This window comes from Pantoea sp. SO10 (genome assembly GCF_005281435.1).
Taxonomy (GTDB): domain Bacteria; phylum Pseudomonadota; class Gammaproteobacteria; order Enterobacterales; family Enterobacteriaceae; genus Pantoea; species Pantoea leporis.
In genome coordinates this window covers 496,899-513,983 of record NZ_CP040096.1, presented here as the reverse complement: position 1 = coordinate 513,983, position 17,085 = coordinate 496,899, and the positions used below count along the sequence as shown (strand labels likewise).

Genomic DNA, 17,085 nt, shown 5'->3' with positions numbered 1-17,085 from the left:
ATCAGGCATAGCCTAGCAGCCGAAACCACAGATAATCCAGCGGTAACAGCAACACCGCGCTAAGCAGAAAAATCAGTGCGCACAGCTGTAAACCGGCCTTCGCCGGAACGTTGCCGAGTCCCATCGCCACCACCACCGGCGATGCCTGATACGGCAGCAGCGGCGTGGCGTAGGCAAACACCTGCAACATGATCACGGTGAGCAGCGGAAAGCCAGACGCGTTCGCCAGTTCTTGCGCCATCGGCGTCACCATCGCCGGTACGCCGTTGGCGGTGAGCACGAAATTCAGTAGCGACACCAGCGCATTGAGCACCGCGAAATTGCTGAAAGATGGGTGTTCGTGCAGCGGCAACACGTTAAGCAACGCATTGGCGATCATCCGTCCCAGGCCTGAATCCACTACCAGTGTGGCGACGCCAAGAATCCCGGCAATGTAAATGCAGGTGCGGAAATTTACCCCGCTGGCAAAGTCCTCGCTGGAGATAAAACCTACGCGCGGCAATAAACAGATACAGGCTGCCGCCAATCCCACCCACGCAGCCGGTAAGCCGTGCACGCTGTCGGTCATCCACAGCAGCAAAGTGATCGCCAGCAGACCAATCAAGCGCCATTCGCTGCGGCTAAGCGCGGTTAAGCTGTCGCGCTGGTGGACCGCTTTGGGCTGCGCGCGAAACAGAATCAGCAGGCAACCTATCAACAACAAGCCCTTAACGACGCCCACCACCGGCATATGCAGCAACCACCACGGCAACCATTGCAGATGCAGCTGATACGCGCTCTCCGCCGCGCCGCTCAGCACCAGATTCGGCACATTGGCGGGCAAAATACTGGCGGAGAGCTGGAAGGTGCCAAATCCCACTGCCAGCGCCAGGCCAATACTGCCGCGGCTGCCCGCTTTGATTCCTGCGCGTTCGCCCATCGCCAGCACCACCGGCATCAGCAGCGCGATGCGTCCCATATTTGAGGGCATAACAAACGCCAGCAGATAAGTCAGCAGCACGGTTCCCGCAATCATACGCGGCCAGCTTTGGCTAAGCGGCACCACCAGCCAGTTCGCCCAGCGCTGCGCCAGACCAACTTTGCGGATCGCCGCGCCCAGCACAAATCCGCTGAGCACCAGCCAAAACGCCGACGAGGCAAAACCGCTGAATATGCTGCTGGCAGGAGCCAACTTTAGCAACATCGCCGCCGTGAAAAACAGCAAAGCGGTAACGTATTCCGGCAAACGCGCGCTGGCCCATAGCAAAATGGTGCTGCCCACCACCAGCGCGGTGAGCCAGAAGTTGAGATCGGCGGTCATTGATGAACTCCCTTTCTTTTCCAGGTCGCCATAAAGGGCGATGCTACGAGTGGATACGTTATCCCGCCAGCTGCGTGAGCCAGTGGATTAGCGCAGCGCTGCCCGGCTGGCTGAGCGAGCGCTGCGGCCAGGCGAGGAAATAGGGTTTGCTAAGCGGCAAGCTAAGCGGATCGACAACCACCAGCTCGCCGCGCGCCAGTTCGTTGGCAATCAAACGCCGCTGACCGAGCAGCAAGCCCGCGCCTGCCACGGCGGCATCAATCGCCAGTGAGGTAAGATTGAAACTGAACGACGGCTGCGGCGGCGCATCGTCAATGCCTTTGGTCTGAAACCAGCTGCGCCAGTCAGGTAAGAAACGTCCTTCGTTGCCCCAGTCGAGCTGAATCAGCGGCGCATGCTGCAACACATCCATACCGGCAAAACGATGCAGTAGCGCCGGGCTCGCCACTGGCAACACCTCATCGAGAAACAGCAGCTGCTTGTCCAGCTGCGGATAGCGATCTTCGCCGAAACAGATGACAAAATCGGCCGGCGTGGCATTGAAATCCACCTGCGTATGGGTGCCGTGCAGGGATAGATCGATTTCCGGACAGTGCGCGCGCCACTGCGCAATGTTCGGCAGCAGCCATTTTGAGGCCAGCGCCGGCAGCGAATAGAGCGTTAATCGCGGTGCCGACGCCGCATGGCGCAGGTTTTGCTGGCCGAGGTGCAGAATGTCGAACGCCTCAGTGACATAACGCAGATACTCTTTGCCCATCTCCGTCAGCATCACGCCGCTTTGTGTGCGCACAAACAGCGTGCTGCCCAATTGCTCTTCCAGTTGGCGAATTTGCTGGCTCACGGCGGCGGGCGTTAACGCCAGCTGCGCAGCCGCTTTCGCCAGGCTGCCCAGTTCCGCCGCCACTTTGAAGGATTGAATGACGCTGATTTTGGGCAAACGTGGTGATGGCGCGGGCATTAAGGTTTCCTTAGCAAGGTGTTAAATTTTTATCGTTACGTATTAACATATCAGCGAGTTACAGTCTTTACACACCTGTAACACATGAGAAGTAAAACTATGTCTGCCCTGATTCGTTTCGATCTGCATCCGCTGGCCGATGCCGACTGGCGTCGCACCTGCCGTGAGCAACTTAATCAGCACGGCGCTTTAGTTTTGCGTCAGTTCCTGCAGCCCGCTGCGCTACGGGCCATCATTGCCGAAGGCGATGCGCAACGCCATCTGGCGTATCACACCGCCAGCAAACACAACGTTTATCTGATGAAAAAAGATGAGGCCTTCAGCGCCGATCATCCGCGTAATCGCGATGTCATTAGCACCAAAGGCTGCATCACCGATGATGTGATTGCCGCCGATTCGCCGCTGCGCCAGCTTTACAACGATGAACTGTTCAAAAGCTTCCTGTGCGATGTGCTGGGTGAAGAGGCGCTCTATCCGTATGCCGATCCGCTTTCGTCGATCAATCTGCACTACGCGCCCGACGGCCAGGAACTGGGCTGGCACTTTGATAACTCGTCGTTCGCCATCACGCTGCTGGTGCAGAAACCGCGCGCCGGCGCCGTGTTCCAGTATGTGAAAGATCTGCGCGATGCCGATGCCGGTGAGATGAATTTCGACGGTGTGGCGGCGGTGCTGGATCAGCGCCAGCCGGTAGAAGCGCTGGCGATTGATGCCGGGGATTTGGTGCTGTTCCGTGGGCGCAATTCACTGCATCGCGTTACGCCAACCGAAGGCGATATCACCCGCATGCTGGCGGTGCTGGCGTATAACACCGAGCCAGGCATTGCCCTGTCGGAAACCGCCCGCATGACCTTTTACGGACGCTTATAAATCGATTAACGCCCGCCAGCCACGCACAAAAATCTGCTGGGTGCGAAAAGCCACCAGCGCGCGCCAGTCAGCGTCGGCGGGCCAGAATCCTTCCACCAGCTCCTGCTTAATCGCCCGCCCGCTTTCACTGGCTGGATCGCCTTGCAGATGCAGCCAGTGATCGTCGCGCACGCGGCGATGCATCTCCTCGCCAGGATAGGTGCCGCACTCCACCACCAGCGGCAAAATCTGCGTCTTCGGTAGCGACGTCAGCAGAAATTGCGACACATAGCCGGTAGCCGTCGCGGTCACGCCGGTTTCGCTGTCGCGCCCTGCGCCGGTGAACAGCAGCGTTAACCATTCTCCATAAATCTCCTTGCCCCAGTCATGCGCGGCATAATGCTGCTCGGCAATCGACAGCAGCATCGGATGTCCCCACGCGCCCGCGCCGGTGTGCAGATCGAAGCTGATGATGGTTTTGGCCTGCGACAAGTGATCGGCGATGATGGTTTGCAGCGTGCGGTACGACCAGCCTGGCTGTTGGCCGCCGAAGAAGAAACCGTCCGCCGCGCCATATTGCCCCGCTTCCACCACGCGTTTTATCGCCGGCCAACCGGCGCTGTTGAGCGCGTCAGCTAACAGCTTATCGGCGCGGGCACGTTCCCCGTGGTAAATGCCATGCCACGCAGCGTAATCGGGATTGGCGGGTGTGGGCTGTGAAAAATCGATAAAGTTGCGATTGAGGTCGATGTTGTCTTCATTGACGCGGCGTAAATGCGCCGCGCCCCACGGATTGAGCAGATGCAACATCACGATGTCGGTATCCGCCGGCAGCGCCGTGAGGTTGAAGGTATCCAGCCAGGCGATCTGGCAATCGGAACCGTAATAGCCTTCTACGCCGTGCGTGCCGGAGATCACCAGCATCAGCCGTGATGCGTTGACATCGCCGATTACCGCTACGTCAGTGAAAAGTTCCTCGCCCTGCGGGCCGGATAACGGATGCGCGTAGGACGTTAATGCGCCGTTTTGCCGTTTGACGGCGGCGAGAAAGCGGGCGCGTTGAGTTGGGTAGTGCGGTAAGTTCGTCATGATTTTTGAGTGAGTGTGGGTGCGGTTGGTGGGCAAGGTCGTCATCAATGGCGACCTTGCGTGCAGATGAATTTTACGGATAGACCTTGAATTTGAAGTACTTCTTCGCCAGTTGGTCGTAAGTGCCGTTGCTGTGCAGTTCGGCCAGCGCGCTGTTGATCAACTTCAGATTGGCCGCATCGTCTTTACGCAATCCAATGCCCACGCCATTGCCCAATACCTCTTTATCCACCAGCGTGGCGCTGATGACGTAGTCTTTGCCGGCTGGCGTGTTAAGAAAACCTTGTTCTGCCGAAACCGCATTGGCCAGGCTGGCGTCGAGCCGTCCCGCCACCAGGTCAGGATAGATCTCCATCTGATTAGGGTAAGAAACCACACTCACGCCCTTGGTTGCCCACTGCGCTTTGGCGTAGGTTTCCTGAATGGTGCCCTGCGCGACGCCGATTCTTTTGCCGCGCAGCGCATTAATGTCTCCCGTTAGCATAGCTTTCGCGGGTGTGAGCAACGCGCTCGGCGTGACGTAAAGCATGTCGCTGAAGGCGACCTGCTCGCGGCGTTTCTCCGTCATCGACATCGCCGAAAGAATCGCATCAAACTTTCTCGCCTGCAGCGCCGGAATGCTGCCATCAAAACCAATCTGCACCCATTGGCACGTCACTTTGGCCTGGGCGCAGATCGCGTTGCCGAGGTCGATATCAAAGCCCTGCAAAGAACCGTCGCTGGCTTTGGATTCAAACGGCGGGAACGTCGGATCAACGCCGAAGCGCAAGGTTTGCTGGGCAAATGAAGCGTGGCTGAAAGCACTCAGCGAAAGCAGTAAGGCAAAGGACAAACTTTTCTTCATTGTTATCTCCGGCAGGTAGCTAAATTCACAACGTCATACAGAGTTAATAACATGGTGGACATGATCTCACTACAGAAATTACGGATTTAATGCAGAGGGAATACTTATTAAACAGAAGGAGTTAAGCGATTTTATCTTCGGCAGTAAGAGAATCTTAATGCCGAAGATGAACGTTATGCGGAAACAAACTTAGTTTGGATACACTTTATAACTTTGGTCACTGAAATAGTGTCACGCGCAAGCGTATTCATTCCATCTATCGCGGTAAATAATATTTCCTTCCGTGTACTTCCAGGTGATCGCCTCATAACGCAACTCTAATGTTTCAACATGAGTGTTGCTCTGACCATTTGGGGCAAGGTAAAGCGAAACCGTGGTGATTTTAACGTTATCCAAAATGATATTGAAATATTCGGACTCAATGCCTGATTCAAGAATCCGATACATCTTGATCGTAGCTTTTTTAAGTGTGCGCCCTTCACATACAGCGCGATAAAGAATTGGTGTTGTCTTGTCGAACTCTTTTACTATCACGATAGGTTGATGGACTCGCGTTGCGGTCAATTTTCCCCTATTTGGATCTACTGGGATGGTTATGCCGTGTGAAAATGATTTTAATTCGATAGAACCTAACCTCAGTGGGATTAAACAACTTCCAACAATAGGCGAGCCATTTTCATCTTCTAGCCATAAATGTGCGGGTGTCGACATACAATATCCTTATCTGTTAACAGTTTTTTAACTTCATCATTTTATGTAACGAGCCACGATGACCAGCGCGAATATAAAGAAAACCGCAATAGGCCAAACTGGACTTCCTGGAAAAAAATGAGCCTGAAGTAATGCAAAGACAATGGTCAATATTGCCGGTCCGTATATCCATACTAACGACCTAACTAATGAACACATTGAGTCTTTTATAAATTTAATCATAGTTACCTAATCAACCGGGTAATGATATCTGCAATATTTTCTTCAGTTGCCCACTGAGCATCCAGGGCACTCGCGCGTTGCATTACGGGTTCAATTAGGAAATACATCATTTCCAGATTCTGTAAATAGAGCGCTGAATAATAGACGGGATATTGAGTTTGAAGGCGGTGCGCACTATCTGCTGCCCTCTGAACAATACCATACAAAGCTGCTGCTCCCACTACACCACCGGCTATTCGCCCTGTCAGCGCGCTGATCTCCATACTCAGGTTTAATCCCATGCGAACGGCGCTGGCTGCCGCCATAGCAAAACCTGCGTTAGTCAGTGAACTTGCAGCAATATGAACATTAACCGTCACAAGCTTTTTCTTTATGTATTCTAATTGCTGTGCAGTTTTATATTTTAGCAGTTCTTCAAAATATACTTTAAGCATCTCAAAGCCAATATCTCCATGCCTGAGAAGTCGGTAAACCCCATCCCGAAAACGGATATCTTCATTTTTTTGCCGCAGGCATACATCGTTATATTCATCAGTGAAACAGGACGTGTAAAACAACGCTCGGGTAGCACCAGCACCGATTGATTTAACCTGTTCCGCTACCTGTTTTCCGACGGCATCAACGGCATTGTCAAGTTTCATTGCGAGAATTTTATTTGCTTGAAGATAACTGATGACTTCACTGTTGTTAAACATAACTTTAGCATCCTATATCCTTATAGTAACTGTGGTCTACGATACTGATTATCAAATTTTAGATCCACCTATTACGTTAGGTCATTTCTATATAACAAGTGCGCATGTCATTCTTTTGTCATAACTCGCTCACGCTGATGTCAGAGCCGATTTCATATCCTGATGGCCTACCTTCAAATCAGGAGTATTAAGATGAAATTGAACAAACTCACCCTTGCAGCGGGTATGCTGCTGGCTATCGCAGGCGGATGCGATTGACGTGCGCCTTTTGTCGCAGCGAATGCCTAAACAGGCGGTAGCGGAACTGCAGCCGCTGGTGGCGGCTTTCAATTAGATGCTGGGGCGCCTTGAACGGGGTTATCAACAGTTGAGCCAGGTTTATGTTGATAAGGCGCACGATCTGCGCACGCCGATCCGCAACTGCTGCAACGCGCGCTGGCGAAGCTGATGGCCAACGCCTTGTGCTACGGCGAACGAGATTCCACCGTGCGCATTTTCAATCGGGGCAGCGCTTTGATGGTGGAGAATCAGGGCCCGGCAATGAGCGCGGAACAGCAGGCACGCATCTTTGATCGCTTCTGGCGCGCCGATGCGTCACATCATCAGGGCAGCAGCGGTTTGGGCTTATCGATTGTGCGCAGCATTATGCGTTTGCATCAGGGAAGTTGTGAGATGCATAGCGAGCAGGGTGTGAACCGCTTTACGTTGCGGTTTCAGTATTGATCTTGCGCGATAAATCGCGCCGCTACAGAAACGTGCGTCCATCCGTAGCGGCGCAATTTATTGCGCGAAATATTTAAATAAAGGTAAAAATCTCGTCACGCGGCAAACGTGATTTCGGCAGCGCGGCGTTGAAATCCGCATCGCTGCGATAGCCCAGCGACACCAGCACCACGCTGGTAAAGCCCTTCTCACGCAGGCCCAGTGCCTGATCCAGCGCGCGCTGGTCAAAACCTTCCATCGGTGTGGCATCAATGCCCAACATCGCTGCGCCCAGCAACAATCCGCCCAACGCCAGGTAAACCTGCTTTTCCATCCACTGCGGCACATCGCGTGATTCATAGCGATGCATATCGACATAGCTGCGACGCACCATGTCATTGTTCGCTTTGCTTTCCGGCTTGGCGTAACGGCCATCAGCATCTTCCTGATCGAGCACGTTCTGCAAATGCGCTTCATCCAGATCGGTGCGCATGCACAGCGCGATAACGTGCGAGGCATTGCGCACTTTCGGGCTGTTATAGGCAAAGGCGCCATCGGTGGATGCGGCGATTTGCTCGCGACCCGCTTCGGTGGACGCCACCACAAAATGCCACGGCTGGGAGTTCACTGATGACGGGCTGTTGCGCAGCACGTTCAGCAGGGTTTCGATTTCATCCTGCGGCAGGCTTTTACCCTGTTCAAAGGCTTTCACAGTGTGACGACGAGCGACTGCATCATTGAGTGTCATGGCTTAATCCTTTTTCTTTGTAGCGCGATAAATCGCGCCGCTACACAAGTGTGCGGATATCCGTAGCGGCGCAATTTATTGCGGGTGGTTTGCATCATTTATTGCGTAAGGTTGGTTAAAACCCGCTCAGCACGATCTTACCGCGTGCGCGACCGCTCTCGATCAGCGCATGCGCCTTGCGCAAATTGGCGGCATTGATCATGCCGTGATGTTCGCCGGCGGTGGTTTGCAGCGTGTTGTCATCAATCAGCTGGCTCACGCGCTGCAGAATCTCATGTTGGCGCTGCATATCGGCGGTATGGAACAGCGAGCGCGTAAACATCAATTCCCAGTGCAGTGAAATCGCTTTGCGCTTCAGCGGCACCGCATCCAGCGTCTCAGGATCATCGATCAACGCCAGCTTGCCCTGCGGCGCGAGCGCATCAATCAGCTGATCGTAATAGCTGTCGGTATGCGTCAGCGAGGCGACATAGCGCACCTCTTTATGTCCAATCGCCGCCAGCTGTTCGCCCAGCGGTTGAGAATGATCAATCACATGATGCGCGCCCAGCGAACGCACCCAATCCGCCGTTTCCGGGCGGGAAGCGGTGCCGATCACCGTCAATTTGGTTAGTTTGCTGGCGAGTTGCGTCAATATGGAACCGACGCCGCCACCTGCGCCAATAATCAGCAGCGCAGCGTTGTCCTCGGCTTGAACCTCAAGACGATCAAACAGCAGTTCCCACGCGGTCAGCGAGGTCAGCGGCAGAGCGGCGGCATCGGCGTCATTCAGCGAACGCGGTTTGTGCCCGGCGATGCGTTCATCCACCAGCCCATATTCGGCATAGCTGCCGGCGCGCGTGATATCACCAGCGTAAAACACCTCGTCGCCCGGCTGGAACAGCGTGACGTCTGCGCCCACCGCTTCCACCACGCCCACCGCATCCCAACCCAGAATGCGCGGCTTATCGGTTGGCGCACCGGCGCGCACTTTGGTGTCCACCGGGTTCACCGCAATGGCGTGAATTTTTACCAGCAGATCGCGCGCGCCCGGCACTGGCTTATCAACCTCAAGCTCATACAGCGCATTTTCATCGGAAATCGGTAAACCGTTTTGGCTATAAACAATGGCTTTCATCAGGCAGATCCTTATTCATCAGCAGGTTTGGTGAAGTAAATTCAGCATAGCGGTCCGCAGCGCAATGAAAAATGCCAGTTGCAGGTGAACACTTTCACTCTTAGAGTGAAAATCCCTGCTGACTACCATGATGAATAAGAAGATGATCCGACTGGAAGATGTCACTCTGTTTGTGCGTTCAGCCGCACTCGGCAGCTTTTCACGCGCGGCGCGCGAGGTGAATTTACTGCCCGGACAGGTCAGCGCGGCAATTCAGCGGCTGGAGCGGGAATTGGATCGCCGCTTGTTCGCCCGTTCTACCCGCAGCCTGCGCTTAACCGCCGAAGGGGAAAAGTATCTGCCCTTTGCGCAGGAGATGCTGGCGCTGATGCATGCCGGTGCCGAAAGCTTGCAGAGCGATGAAGATGCGCTGAGCGGCGAGCTAAAAATCGCGCTGCCCTCGGATATTGGCCGCAATATTTTGCTGCCGTTGATCACTGACTTTTGCCGCGCGCATCCGGCGCTGGCGGTGCGGCTCTCCTTTTCCGACCAGATCAGCGATGTGTTCCGCGATCCGGTGGATATCGCCATTCGCTACGGCAAGCTGGAAGACAGCAGCTACGTGGCGTTGCCGCTGGCGGAGGATAATCGCCGCGTGATGGTGGCGTCGCCGGATTATCTTGATCGTCACGGTCGCCCGCAACAGCTGGAGGATATCGGCCAGCACCATCATGGCCTGCTGTTTATGATGGGCGGCCACGTGTACGACAAATGGACCTTCCCGCAGGATGGCATGCGCCGCCAGATCACGGTGAAAAGCCGCATGCTGTGTGATGACGCCGAAGTGGCGCGCCGCTGGGCCATCGCCGGCATGGGCATCGCCTATAAATCGTGGATTGATGTGTGTGACGATGTGCTGGCCGGCAGGCTGGAACGCGTAATGCCAGAAATGCCGGGCGAAAGCACGCCGCTGCACCTTATCTGCCCTCATCGCAAACAGTTTTCCCCCGCGATTCGCGCGCTGCATGAGGTGCTGCGTACGCCTCTGCGTGCGTTAACCGCGAAGCTCACCCAGCATGAGTAGCGTCGCGATTTATCGCCCAAGCTGGCCAATGAACTTTGCGCGCTGGATTCAGGAACCGCAATAATCTCTATACAAAGCAATTATCACGCATTATTTCTTGATAGACTGCAGTCTATAAAATAGACTGTAACCTATCAAGGACGAATACCGTGTGGAATGTTGAAGCTACGGATCGATTTTGGCAATGGCTCACAATGCAAGATGAAGCGCTGCGCATTGATATGCTCGCTGCATTGAAATTACTGTCCCAGGAAGGCCCGCACTTGGGTCGTCCGTATGTTGACACGCTCTATTTTTCAAAGATTTCCAATATGAAAGAACTGCGTGTTCAAAGCAATGGGCGCCCGATTCGTGGCTTCTTTGTCTTCGATCCGCATCGCAAAGCCATTGTGCTCTGTGCGGGAAACAAAGCAGGAAAGAACAAAAAACGATTCTACAAAGAGATGCTCAATCTTGCTGAGCATGAATACCAACTTCATCTGAACTCACTCAAGAAGAGTCACCATGAAAACGTTAAAAGAGATGCTGGCGACGCTGACGCCGGAACAGCAGCAAAAGGTTGATGAGCGTGTTACGCAGATGCGACTGGAAACTCAGCTGTATAAGTTACGCGAACAGTTACAGCGCACCCAGCGCCAGCAAGCGGAAGCTATGAATATTGCACAATCCTCTGTGGCAGCGATGGAGTCGCGCGGTGCTGAGCTGAAAATCTCTACACTGAAACGCTACGTTGAAGCGCTGGGCGGCGAACTAACACTGGGTGTAAAAATGCCGGGCGGCGAACACGTTGATTTGATAGTTTGATTTTATACCTCGCAGTCACTAAAGCATTAAAATGCATAGGTATGCAGGTGCGCATGAATGCGCACCCTACGAAAGCGGGTCCCGGGGTCACTCCATGAATGGCGACCTCATCACATCAACTTACCCTGGAAAATCGGCACTGATTCGAACAGATAGCCATCAAAGTCTGGCGCATCGGCATCGGATAACTCCAGTAGCGTATTCTTGACGTTTTCCAGGTGCTGCCACATCGCCTGCCAGGAACCCATCACATCCCGGCGTCGCAGCGCGGCCAGAATGGTTTGATGATCGCCCAGCCACTTCAGGCGATAGGCGCGGGTTTCATACTGCGGTCGCAGTTGCTGCCAGAGCGGGCTGGCTTCGTGATGACGCCAGACGCTGGTAACGGTATCGAGCAGCATCTGATTTTGCGTCGCGCCTGCCAGTAGCAGATGAAATAACTTGTCGTTATCCTGGCTGCTGTCGTTGAGCGCGATGGCGCGCTGCTCTTGCTCCAGCGTGCGGCGCAGGTTTTCAATATCGGCTTTGGTGGCCATTTTGGCGGCGAAGGCCGCGATGTTGCTCTCCAGCAGCTGACGCGCCTGCAACATCTCGAACGGGCCGACATCGCTGCGGAAAAAGGCCTCTTCCGCATCCTCGCTTTCCGAAGGAATGCGCATCACGTAAACGCCAGAACTTTGACGAATATCCACCGTGCCTTCCAGCTCCAGCATTAGCAACGCTTCACGCACAATGGTGCGGCTCACGCCCCAGGTTTCGGCCAACTGACGCTCTGGCGGCAGTCGTGAGCCAACCGGATAATGACCATCAAGGATTTGCTGACGCAGATGCTGACCAATTTCCTGATACTGCTTTTTCTCTTGTGGCGCTTCGGCTTTTTCCACGCTCTCACCCTTTTGCATCATGGTGCATTCGGCCCGGCCGCGTCCTGTGCGAGCCGGAGCCTGACTGCTATCTGGGCGCTAGTGTACCAAAGCCAGTGCCTGATCGAGTACCTTTGCACCATTCAACGTGCCGTAAGCCACGGTATCGATCACCGCAATCGGCAGCTGATAGCTGTCGGTCAGCTTTTTATTCTCCTCCAGCTTAAAGCGCACCTGCGGTCCCAGCAGCACCACCACCACGTCCTGACCGTAGTTTTGTAATTCTTCACGCAGGTTTTGTTCCGGAATAGCGTAGATCTGATACTCAAGACCGCGTGCTACCGCCTCTTTCTCAATGCGGGTGACTAACATCGAAGTCGACATGCCTGCCGCGCAGGCCAGAATAATGCGTTTCATTGGTGGTCCTTATTTGGCTGCATCGTCAATGTTGAGGGTCAATTGTTGGGTATCGCGCAACTGACGGAACCAGTGCGCGGATTTCTTCATCCGCCGCTGCCGCTGGTTGTCGAGGTCGATCTCGATCAGTCCGTAGCGGTTTTTGAAGGCGTTCATTGGTGAAACGTTGTCGGTAAACGCCCACAGCATGTAGCCCTGACAGTTGCTGCCCGCTTCACGCGCACGCACCGCCTGGTAGAGATGTTCAGCAATAAAGTTGATGCGGTAGTCGTCCTGAATTTCGCCCTGCGCATCCTTAAACTGCGATTCGTTCTCGATGCCCATGCCGCTCTCGGCCACAAACCACGGCAGATTGCCGTACTCCTCTTTCATACGCTGCGCCATGTCGAAGACAATGCGCGGCTGAATTTCCCAACCGCGCGAGCTGTTCATGCGGCGGCCTGGCAACTCAAAATGTTCGTAGTAAAAAGCGGGATGGAATGGCGTCTCTGGGTGCCAGGCGCGTGAAGGCGCTTTAACACGATGCGGATAGTAAAGATTCAGCCCCACTTCATCGACGGTGTTGGCGGCGATGATCGCCAGCTCTTCCTCGGTCGCATCCCACTGCACCTCATGTTTATCCAGCAACTGCAGTAATTCCGCTGGATAGACGCCTTTGATTGCCGGATCGAGAAACACCCGGTTGTAGAACAGATCGTAGATTTTTGCGGCTTTAACATCGTGCGCCGCCGAAGAGCGCGGATAGGTCACTTCCGGATTGAGAATGGTGCCCACCGTGCCGGCATAACCCTGCTGACGGAACAGCTTAACCACCTTCGCCGTGGCGAGATTTTTATGGTGATTCCACTGCATCCACTTATGGGTGTTCTGCTCATACGGCCAGCGCAGCGCATCAAGATAGACGCGCGTCTGCACCACAATCGGCTCATTGAAAACAAACCAGCGCGTCACTTTTCCGGCGTAGCGGGCAAACACCTTCTCGGCATAGCGAGTAAAAAGCTCAACCACATGTTTTGATTGCCAGCCGCCGTACTCCTCCAGCAACTGCAGCGGCAGTTCGTAATGTTCGAGACACAACATCAGTTCAATGCCCTGTCGCTGCATCTCATCAATCAACTGGTCGTAATAGGCCGCGTACTCCTCATCAACCACCGCGTTTTCATAATCGGTGAGAAAACGCGACCAGTTGATGGAAGTGCGATAGTGCGTCAGCCCCGCCGCTTTCATCAGCGCCACGTCTTCGCGGAAGCGGTTGATAAAATCCGTTGCTACCGCCGGTCCATAGCCGTTATGCCAGACGTGGCGATCCTGCTGATACCAGGCATCCAGATACGAATCCTGGCCGGCTTTTTTGCCGCTCCAGCCTTCGGTTTGCCAGGCCGATGCCGCCGCGCCGAGAATAAAACCCTGCGGCAGCGCAATAGTGTGCTTACTCATAGATCCTCCTTAATTTTGTGCCAGTTCGGCCTGCAGATTTTTCGCTTCCGCCGCTTCAGCGCGACGCGCAGCCACTTTGACAAAAGGCAGATAAATCAACACCGAAACTACGATGCAGATGATTTGCGTCACCACCGCGCCCATCGAACCGGCGGTAGAAAGCCACGCATTGATGATCGGTGGTGTAGTCCAGGGAACCATCACCACCGCTTTGCCGGCAAAGCCCATCACCGTGGCGAAGTAGCCAATCGAACCGGTTACCAACGGTGTGATGATGAAGGGAATGGCAAGAATGGGGTTGAGCATGATCGGCATACCAAAAATCACCGGCTCATTGATGTTGAATAAGCCAGGTCCAAACGACAGTTTGGCGATTTCACGCATCTCTTTGCGTTTGGTGGCAATCATCACCGCAGTTAACAGCCCGATAGTCAGGCCGGAACCGCCGATGCTCATGTACACGTCCCAGAATGGCATGGTGATGATGTTTGGCGCTTCCTTACCCTGCTCGAAGGCGTTCATGTTGACCAGAATCGCCCCCAGCAGCAGCGGCTCACGAATCGGTTTCACCATCTGGTTGCCGTGAATACCAATCACCCAGAACAGCTGGGCAACAAACATCAGCAGCAGAATGCCCCACAAGCTCTGCACCACCGATTCCAGCGGCTGCTGCACCACTTTGTACACCGCGTCGTACAGGTACATGCCGGTAATCTGATGGAAGATAAAGCCAAAGGTGGCGACCAGCGTGACGGTGATGATCGACGGAATGAGCGCAGAAAATGACGCGGCAACGTTCGGCGGCACGGTATCCGGCATTTTGATTTTCAGCCGTTCAACCTGCTCCAGCCGGCAGTAAATCTCCACCGACAGAATGGCGATAAACATGCCGAGGAACAGACTTTTGGTATCGGAGAACTGTTTTGCCAGCACATCGGTTACCACGTGCATCTGGCCATCCACCAGCATTTGCAGCGTGGTGGGCGTCACCGAGATGAAGCAGATGATCGCCAGCAGGCCGGGAAACAGCGTTTTAATGCCGTTAATGCGGCCCAGTTCGATACCAATCAGAAACACCGCGCCGATATTCAGAAAGCTCAGCGTGGCGTAGTTAATGCTGCTGGTGATCGGTTTCAGATCGGCGAGAAACGACAGCGCAGAGAAACTGGCGAGGCCATTTTTCGGATCCAGCACCATGTTGGAAATCAGCACCGAAAACGCGCCGACGATGATCACCGGCATCAGCGTAATAAACGAGGCTTTGATCGCCATGATGTAGCGGTAGCTGTTGAATCGCGTGGCAAAGCTACCCAGTGAATCGATAAGACGTTCCTGTAGAGACATTGGTCAACCCTCAGCGGTTTTAGGTGTTATGCATCAGCTTGATGGTTCGTGGCATACCAAAATGGCGATATTCGCCGTTAATTTCTGTGATCATGCTCGCGGAACTCCTTTTTGGTATTCCGGTAGCATCGATATTACCAATTTGGCATACCAATAAGTGAGGCGGATATGGATTTTGAACAAACGATGATGGAGTTGCTGATTAATGCCGGTGAGGCGCGATCGCAAGCCATGATGGCGATCCAGCAAGCGCGTAAAGCTGACTGGCAAGGTGCGGACGAGGCTTTAGCGGCATCCGACGAGGCCGCGAAAGCCGCGCATAAAATCCAGACCGCGTTGATTGGCGCCGATGAAGGCAGCGGCAAAGTGCCGGTCACGCTGATTTTGGTGCATGCGCAGGATCATCTGATGACGGCGATGCTGTGCCGCGATTTGGCGGGCGAGTTGGTGCTGTTAAGGAAGGAGTTGCATGGGGAGTAAGGATGCAGCAAGGATGAATAGTTAAACCATTCTGGAAGAATGCAGCTTCAGGCGATATAACATTGGTTCACTTCCGCCATCGCAGAGGAACCTATGGCGCTGTCACATGAACTGATTCTGATCTACACCACCTATTTCGTCGCGACCGCCAGTCCCGGCCCGAGCAATATGGCGATTATGGGTACGGCGATGAAACAGGGACGCGGCGCGGCGCTGGCATTAGCGAGCGGCGTGATTGGCGGTTCAATGATGTGGGCGCTGCTGGCGGCTTGCGGGGTTCTCACCGTGCTGGCCACCTTTGCGCAACTGCTGGTTGTGCTAAAGATTGGCGGCGGATTGTATCTGCTGTGGCTGGCGTTTAAGGCGGGGAAATCGGCGCTGCGTCGGCCAGATGCCAGTGAATTCGCACCGGTCAGCGAAAAAGCGCGCTTCGGCAGAATGTTTCGTCAGGGCATTTTGATGCACGTCGGCAATCCTAAAGCGATTTTGACGTGGGTGGCGATCATGTCGGTGGCGTTAAAACCGGGTGCGGCGGCATCAACCTTGCCGATGATTATTGCAGGCTGCGCGGCAATTTGTGTGCTGGTGTTTGGCGGTTACGTGCTGCTGTTTTCCACCGCGGTGATGGCGGCTTTCTATCGCCGCATCCGTCGTGGGCTGGATGCGCTGCTGGCTTGCTGCTTCACAGTTGCGGGATTGAAGCTGGTGTTTAGCCGGAGTTGATGTGGGGAGGTCGCCATCAATGGCGACCTGAAAAAACCATACTGGTGCGCATTTATGCGCACCCATACATCAGGAATTATTCGGCGGCGTGGCGTCGGTTTCGCTGAACGCGGGCTTCTGGCGCGTTACAGAATAGACCACGTTTTTCGGGCTGTTCGGATCGGTGGTGACATCCACGGATGCGATGGTCACTTTGCCAAAACCAAACAGCGTCTGCACGTAACCACCAATCTGGTGTTTACCTGGCGCAACACGAATTTCTCGTTTTTCACCCTTCTTCAGCAACCCCGCATCCTGACCATCTACCGTCACATAGACAGAAGAACCGTCATCGGTACGCGTCACCAGGTGCGAAACGTTAATCACCGTTGGGCCGGTCTCGAATGGAGAAGGCGAATCATTATTGTCGATTGGCGCGCCGGTTGCAGGCTGAGCGGCGGATGCGTCCGCAGTCGCAGTGCTGTCATGAGATGTACCAGTAACGGCGGCAAGGCGGGCGCAGCCGGTGAGCATGATTGTTGCCATCAAAGTGGCTAAAGTGAAGCGCGATAACATCGTGACGAAAAACCCCTGCTAAATGAGAAGCGCGTATTTTAACGTGCCTTGCAGAGTGATGACAGTCACACAAATACAGTATTTTCCGAAAACCGCTTAATAAATACCTGGCTGAAAAGCGCGTCGCACGGAATGCGAAACGAAACGGCGGCCACGCAGGCCGC

General features: G+C 54.4%; 20 protein-coding genes. 7 read left to right on the top strand and 13 right to left on the bottom strand.

Annotated elements, in window-relative coordinates; all coding sequences use genetic code 11:
- Position 1: 1 nt before the first annotated feature.
- Positions 2 to 1,300 carry an SLC13 family permease gene (locus FCN45_RS21865; protein ID WP_137387256.1) on the bottom strand — a complete coding sequence of 433 codons (1,299 nt, stop codon included), beginning with the start codon at positions 1,298 to 1,300 and terminating at the stop codon, positions 2 to 4.
- Between the two features lie 58 nt (positions 1,301 to 1,358).
- On the bottom strand, positions 1,359 to 2,258 hold the full coding sequence (locus FCN45_RS21860) for a LysR substrate-binding domain-containing protein (protein WP_137387255.1): 900 nt from the start codon (positions 2,256 to 2,258) through the stop codon (positions 1,359 to 1,361).
- A 99-nt stretch (positions 2,259 to 2,357) separates the two neighbouring features.
- On the opposite strand from FCN45_RS21860, the gene FCN45_RS21855 reads away from it, so the two are divergent.
- Entirely contained in the window at positions 2,358 to 3,128 is a 771-nt protein-coding gene (locus FCN45_RS21855) for a 2OG-Fe(II) oxygenase (protein WP_137387254.1), read from the top strand.
- Here the strand turns inward: FCN45_RS21855 and FCN45_RS21850 are convergent.
- The 4 genes from FCN45_RS21850 to FCN45_RS21830 form a co-directional block, all read right to left on the bottom strand.
- Positions 3,123 to 4,196 (bottom strand): DUF2817 domain-containing protein, encoded by a 1,074-nt coding sequence (locus FCN45_RS21850; RefSeq protein WP_137387442.1) that lies wholly within the window; start codon positions 4,194 to 4,196, stop codon positions 3,123 to 3,125. The two genes, FCN45_RS21855 and FCN45_RS21850, sit on opposite strands and share 6 nt — an antisense overlap.
- A gap of 73 nt (positions 4,197 to 4,269) precedes the next feature.
- Positions 4,270 to 5,040, bottom strand: a complete 771-nt coding sequence (locus FCN45_RS21845; protein WP_137387253.1) for a transporter substrate-binding domain-containing protein — start codon at positions 5,038 to 5,040, stop codon at positions 4,270 to 4,272.
- 231 nt (positions 5,041 to 5,271) lie between these two features.
- Positions 5,272 to 5,751 carry a type VI secretion system tube protein TssD gene (locus tag FCN45_RS21840; RefSeq protein WP_137387252.1) on the bottom strand — a complete coding sequence of 160 codons (480 nt, stop codon included), beginning with the start codon at positions 5,749 to 5,751 and terminating at the stop codon, positions 5,272 to 5,274.
- Between the two features lie 224 nt (positions 5,752 to 5,975).
- Positions 5,976 to 6,668 (bottom strand): hypothetical protein, encoded by a 693-nt coding sequence (locus FCN45_RS21830; protein WP_137387251.1) that lies wholly within the window; start codon positions 6,666 to 6,668, stop codon positions 5,976 to 5,978.
- A gap of 447 nt (positions 6,669 to 7,115) precedes the next feature.
- Between FCN45_RS21830 and FCN45_RS23785 the strand changes: the two genes are divergently transcribed.
- Complete coding sequence (locus FCN45_RS23785; protein WP_246862570.1) at positions 7,116 to 7,391, top strand: HAMP domain-containing sensor histidine kinase; 276 nt, start codon at positions 7,116 to 7,118, stop codon at positions 7,389 to 7,391.
- Between the two features lie 73 nt (positions 7,392 to 7,464).
- On the opposite strand, the gene nfsB is transcribed toward FCN45_RS23785, so the two are convergent.
- Positions 7,465 to 8,118, bottom strand: coding sequence for an oxygen-insensitive NAD(P)H nitroreductase (gene nfsB, locus FCN45_RS21820; protein ID WP_110866742.1), 654 nt, complete (start codon positions 8,116 to 8,118; stop codon positions 7,465 to 7,467).
- Positions 8,119 to 8,233: 115 nt separating this feature from the next.
- A complete protein-coding gene (locus FCN45_RS21815) occupies positions 8,234 to 9,235 on the bottom strand; it encodes a zinc-binding alcohol dehydrogenase family protein (protein WP_137387250.1) in 1,002 nt (333 codons plus the stop codon).
- Positions 9,236 to 9,377: 142 nt separating this feature from the next.
- Between FCN45_RS21815 and FCN45_RS21810 the strand changes: the two genes are divergently transcribed.
- From FCN45_RS21810 to FCN45_RS21800, 3 genes are all read left to right on the top strand, one after another.
- A complete protein-coding gene (locus tag FCN45_RS21810; RefSeq protein ID WP_137387441.1) occupies positions 9,378 to 10,298 on the top strand; it encodes a LysR family transcriptional regulator in 921 nt (306 codons plus the stop codon).
- Positions 10,299 to 10,447: 149 nt separating this feature from the next.
- Positions 10,448 to 10,861 (top strand): type II toxin-antitoxin system RelE/ParE family toxin, encoded by a 414-nt coding sequence (locus FCN45_RS21805; protein ID WP_137387249.1) that lies wholly within the window; start codon positions 10,448 to 10,450, stop codon positions 10,859 to 10,861.
- Positions 10,803 to 11,102 carry a helix-turn-helix domain-containing protein gene (locus FCN45_RS21800; protein WP_137387248.1) on the top strand — a complete coding sequence of 100 codons (300 nt, stop codon included), beginning with the start codon at positions 10,803 to 10,805 and terminating at the stop codon, positions 11,100 to 11,102. The genes FCN45_RS21805 and FCN45_RS21800 overlap by 59 nt, the downstream gene beginning before the upstream one ends.
- Before the next feature lie 110 nt (positions 11,103 to 11,212).
- Here the strand turns inward: FCN45_RS21800 and FCN45_RS21795 are convergent, their stop codons facing one another.
- The 4 genes from FCN45_RS21795 to FCN45_RS21780 all read right to left on the bottom strand — a co-directional run bounded on the left by FCN45_RS21795 (position 11,213) and on the right by FCN45_RS21780 (position 15,163).
- Complete coding sequence (locus FCN45_RS21795) at positions 11,213 to 11,986, bottom strand: FCD domain-containing protein (protein WP_036650080.1); 774 nt, start codon at positions 11,984 to 11,986, stop codon at positions 11,213 to 11,215.
- A 78-nt stretch (positions 11,987 to 12,064) separates the two neighbouring features.
- Entirely contained in the window at positions 12,065 to 12,382 is a 318-nt protein-coding gene (locus FCN45_RS21790; protein ID WP_008110135.1) for a PTS sugar transporter subunit IIB, read from the bottom strand.
- A gap of 9 nt (positions 12,383 to 12,391) precedes the next feature.
- Positions 12,392 to 13,819, bottom strand: coding sequence for a glycoside hydrolase family 1 protein (locus FCN45_RS21785; RefSeq protein WP_137387247.1), 1,428 nt, complete (start codon positions 13,817 to 13,819; stop codon positions 12,392 to 12,394).
- 9 nt (positions 13,820 to 13,828) lie between these two features.
- Positions 13,829 to 15,163, bottom strand: coding sequence for a PTS sugar transporter subunit IIC (locus tag FCN45_RS21780; RefSeq protein ID WP_061719102.1), 1,335 nt, complete (start codon positions 15,161 to 15,163; stop codon positions 13,829 to 13,831).
- A gap of 168 nt (positions 15,164 to 15,331) precedes the next feature.
- Here FCN45_RS21780 and FCN45_RS21775 point away from each other — a divergent pair, with 168 nt between their 5' ends.
- Both FCN45_RS21775 and FCN45_RS21770 read left to right on the top strand, forming a co-directional pair.
- Positions 15,332 to 15,643 carry a PTS lactose/cellobiose transporter subunit IIA gene (locus FCN45_RS21775; RefSeq protein ID WP_110866737.1) on the top strand — a complete coding sequence of 104 codons (312 nt, stop codon included), beginning with the start codon at positions 15,332 to 15,334 and terminating at the stop codon, positions 15,641 to 15,643.
- Positions 15,644 to 15,736: 93 nt separating this feature from the next.
- Positions 15,737 to 16,366 carry a LysE family translocator gene (locus FCN45_RS21770; RefSeq protein WP_137387246.1) on the top strand — a complete coding sequence of 210 codons (630 nt, stop codon included), beginning with the start codon at positions 15,737 to 15,739 and terminating at the stop codon, positions 16,364 to 16,366.
- 69 nt (positions 16,367 to 16,435) lie between these two features.
- Here the strand turns inward: FCN45_RS21770 and FCN45_RS21765 are convergent, their stop codons facing one another.
- Positions 16,436 to 16,921, bottom strand: a complete 486-nt coding sequence (locus FCN45_RS21765; RefSeq protein WP_101761737.1) for a hypothetical protein — start codon at positions 16,919 to 16,921, stop codon at positions 16,436 to 16,438.
- Between the last annotated feature and the right edge of the window lie 164 nt (positions 16,922 to 17,085).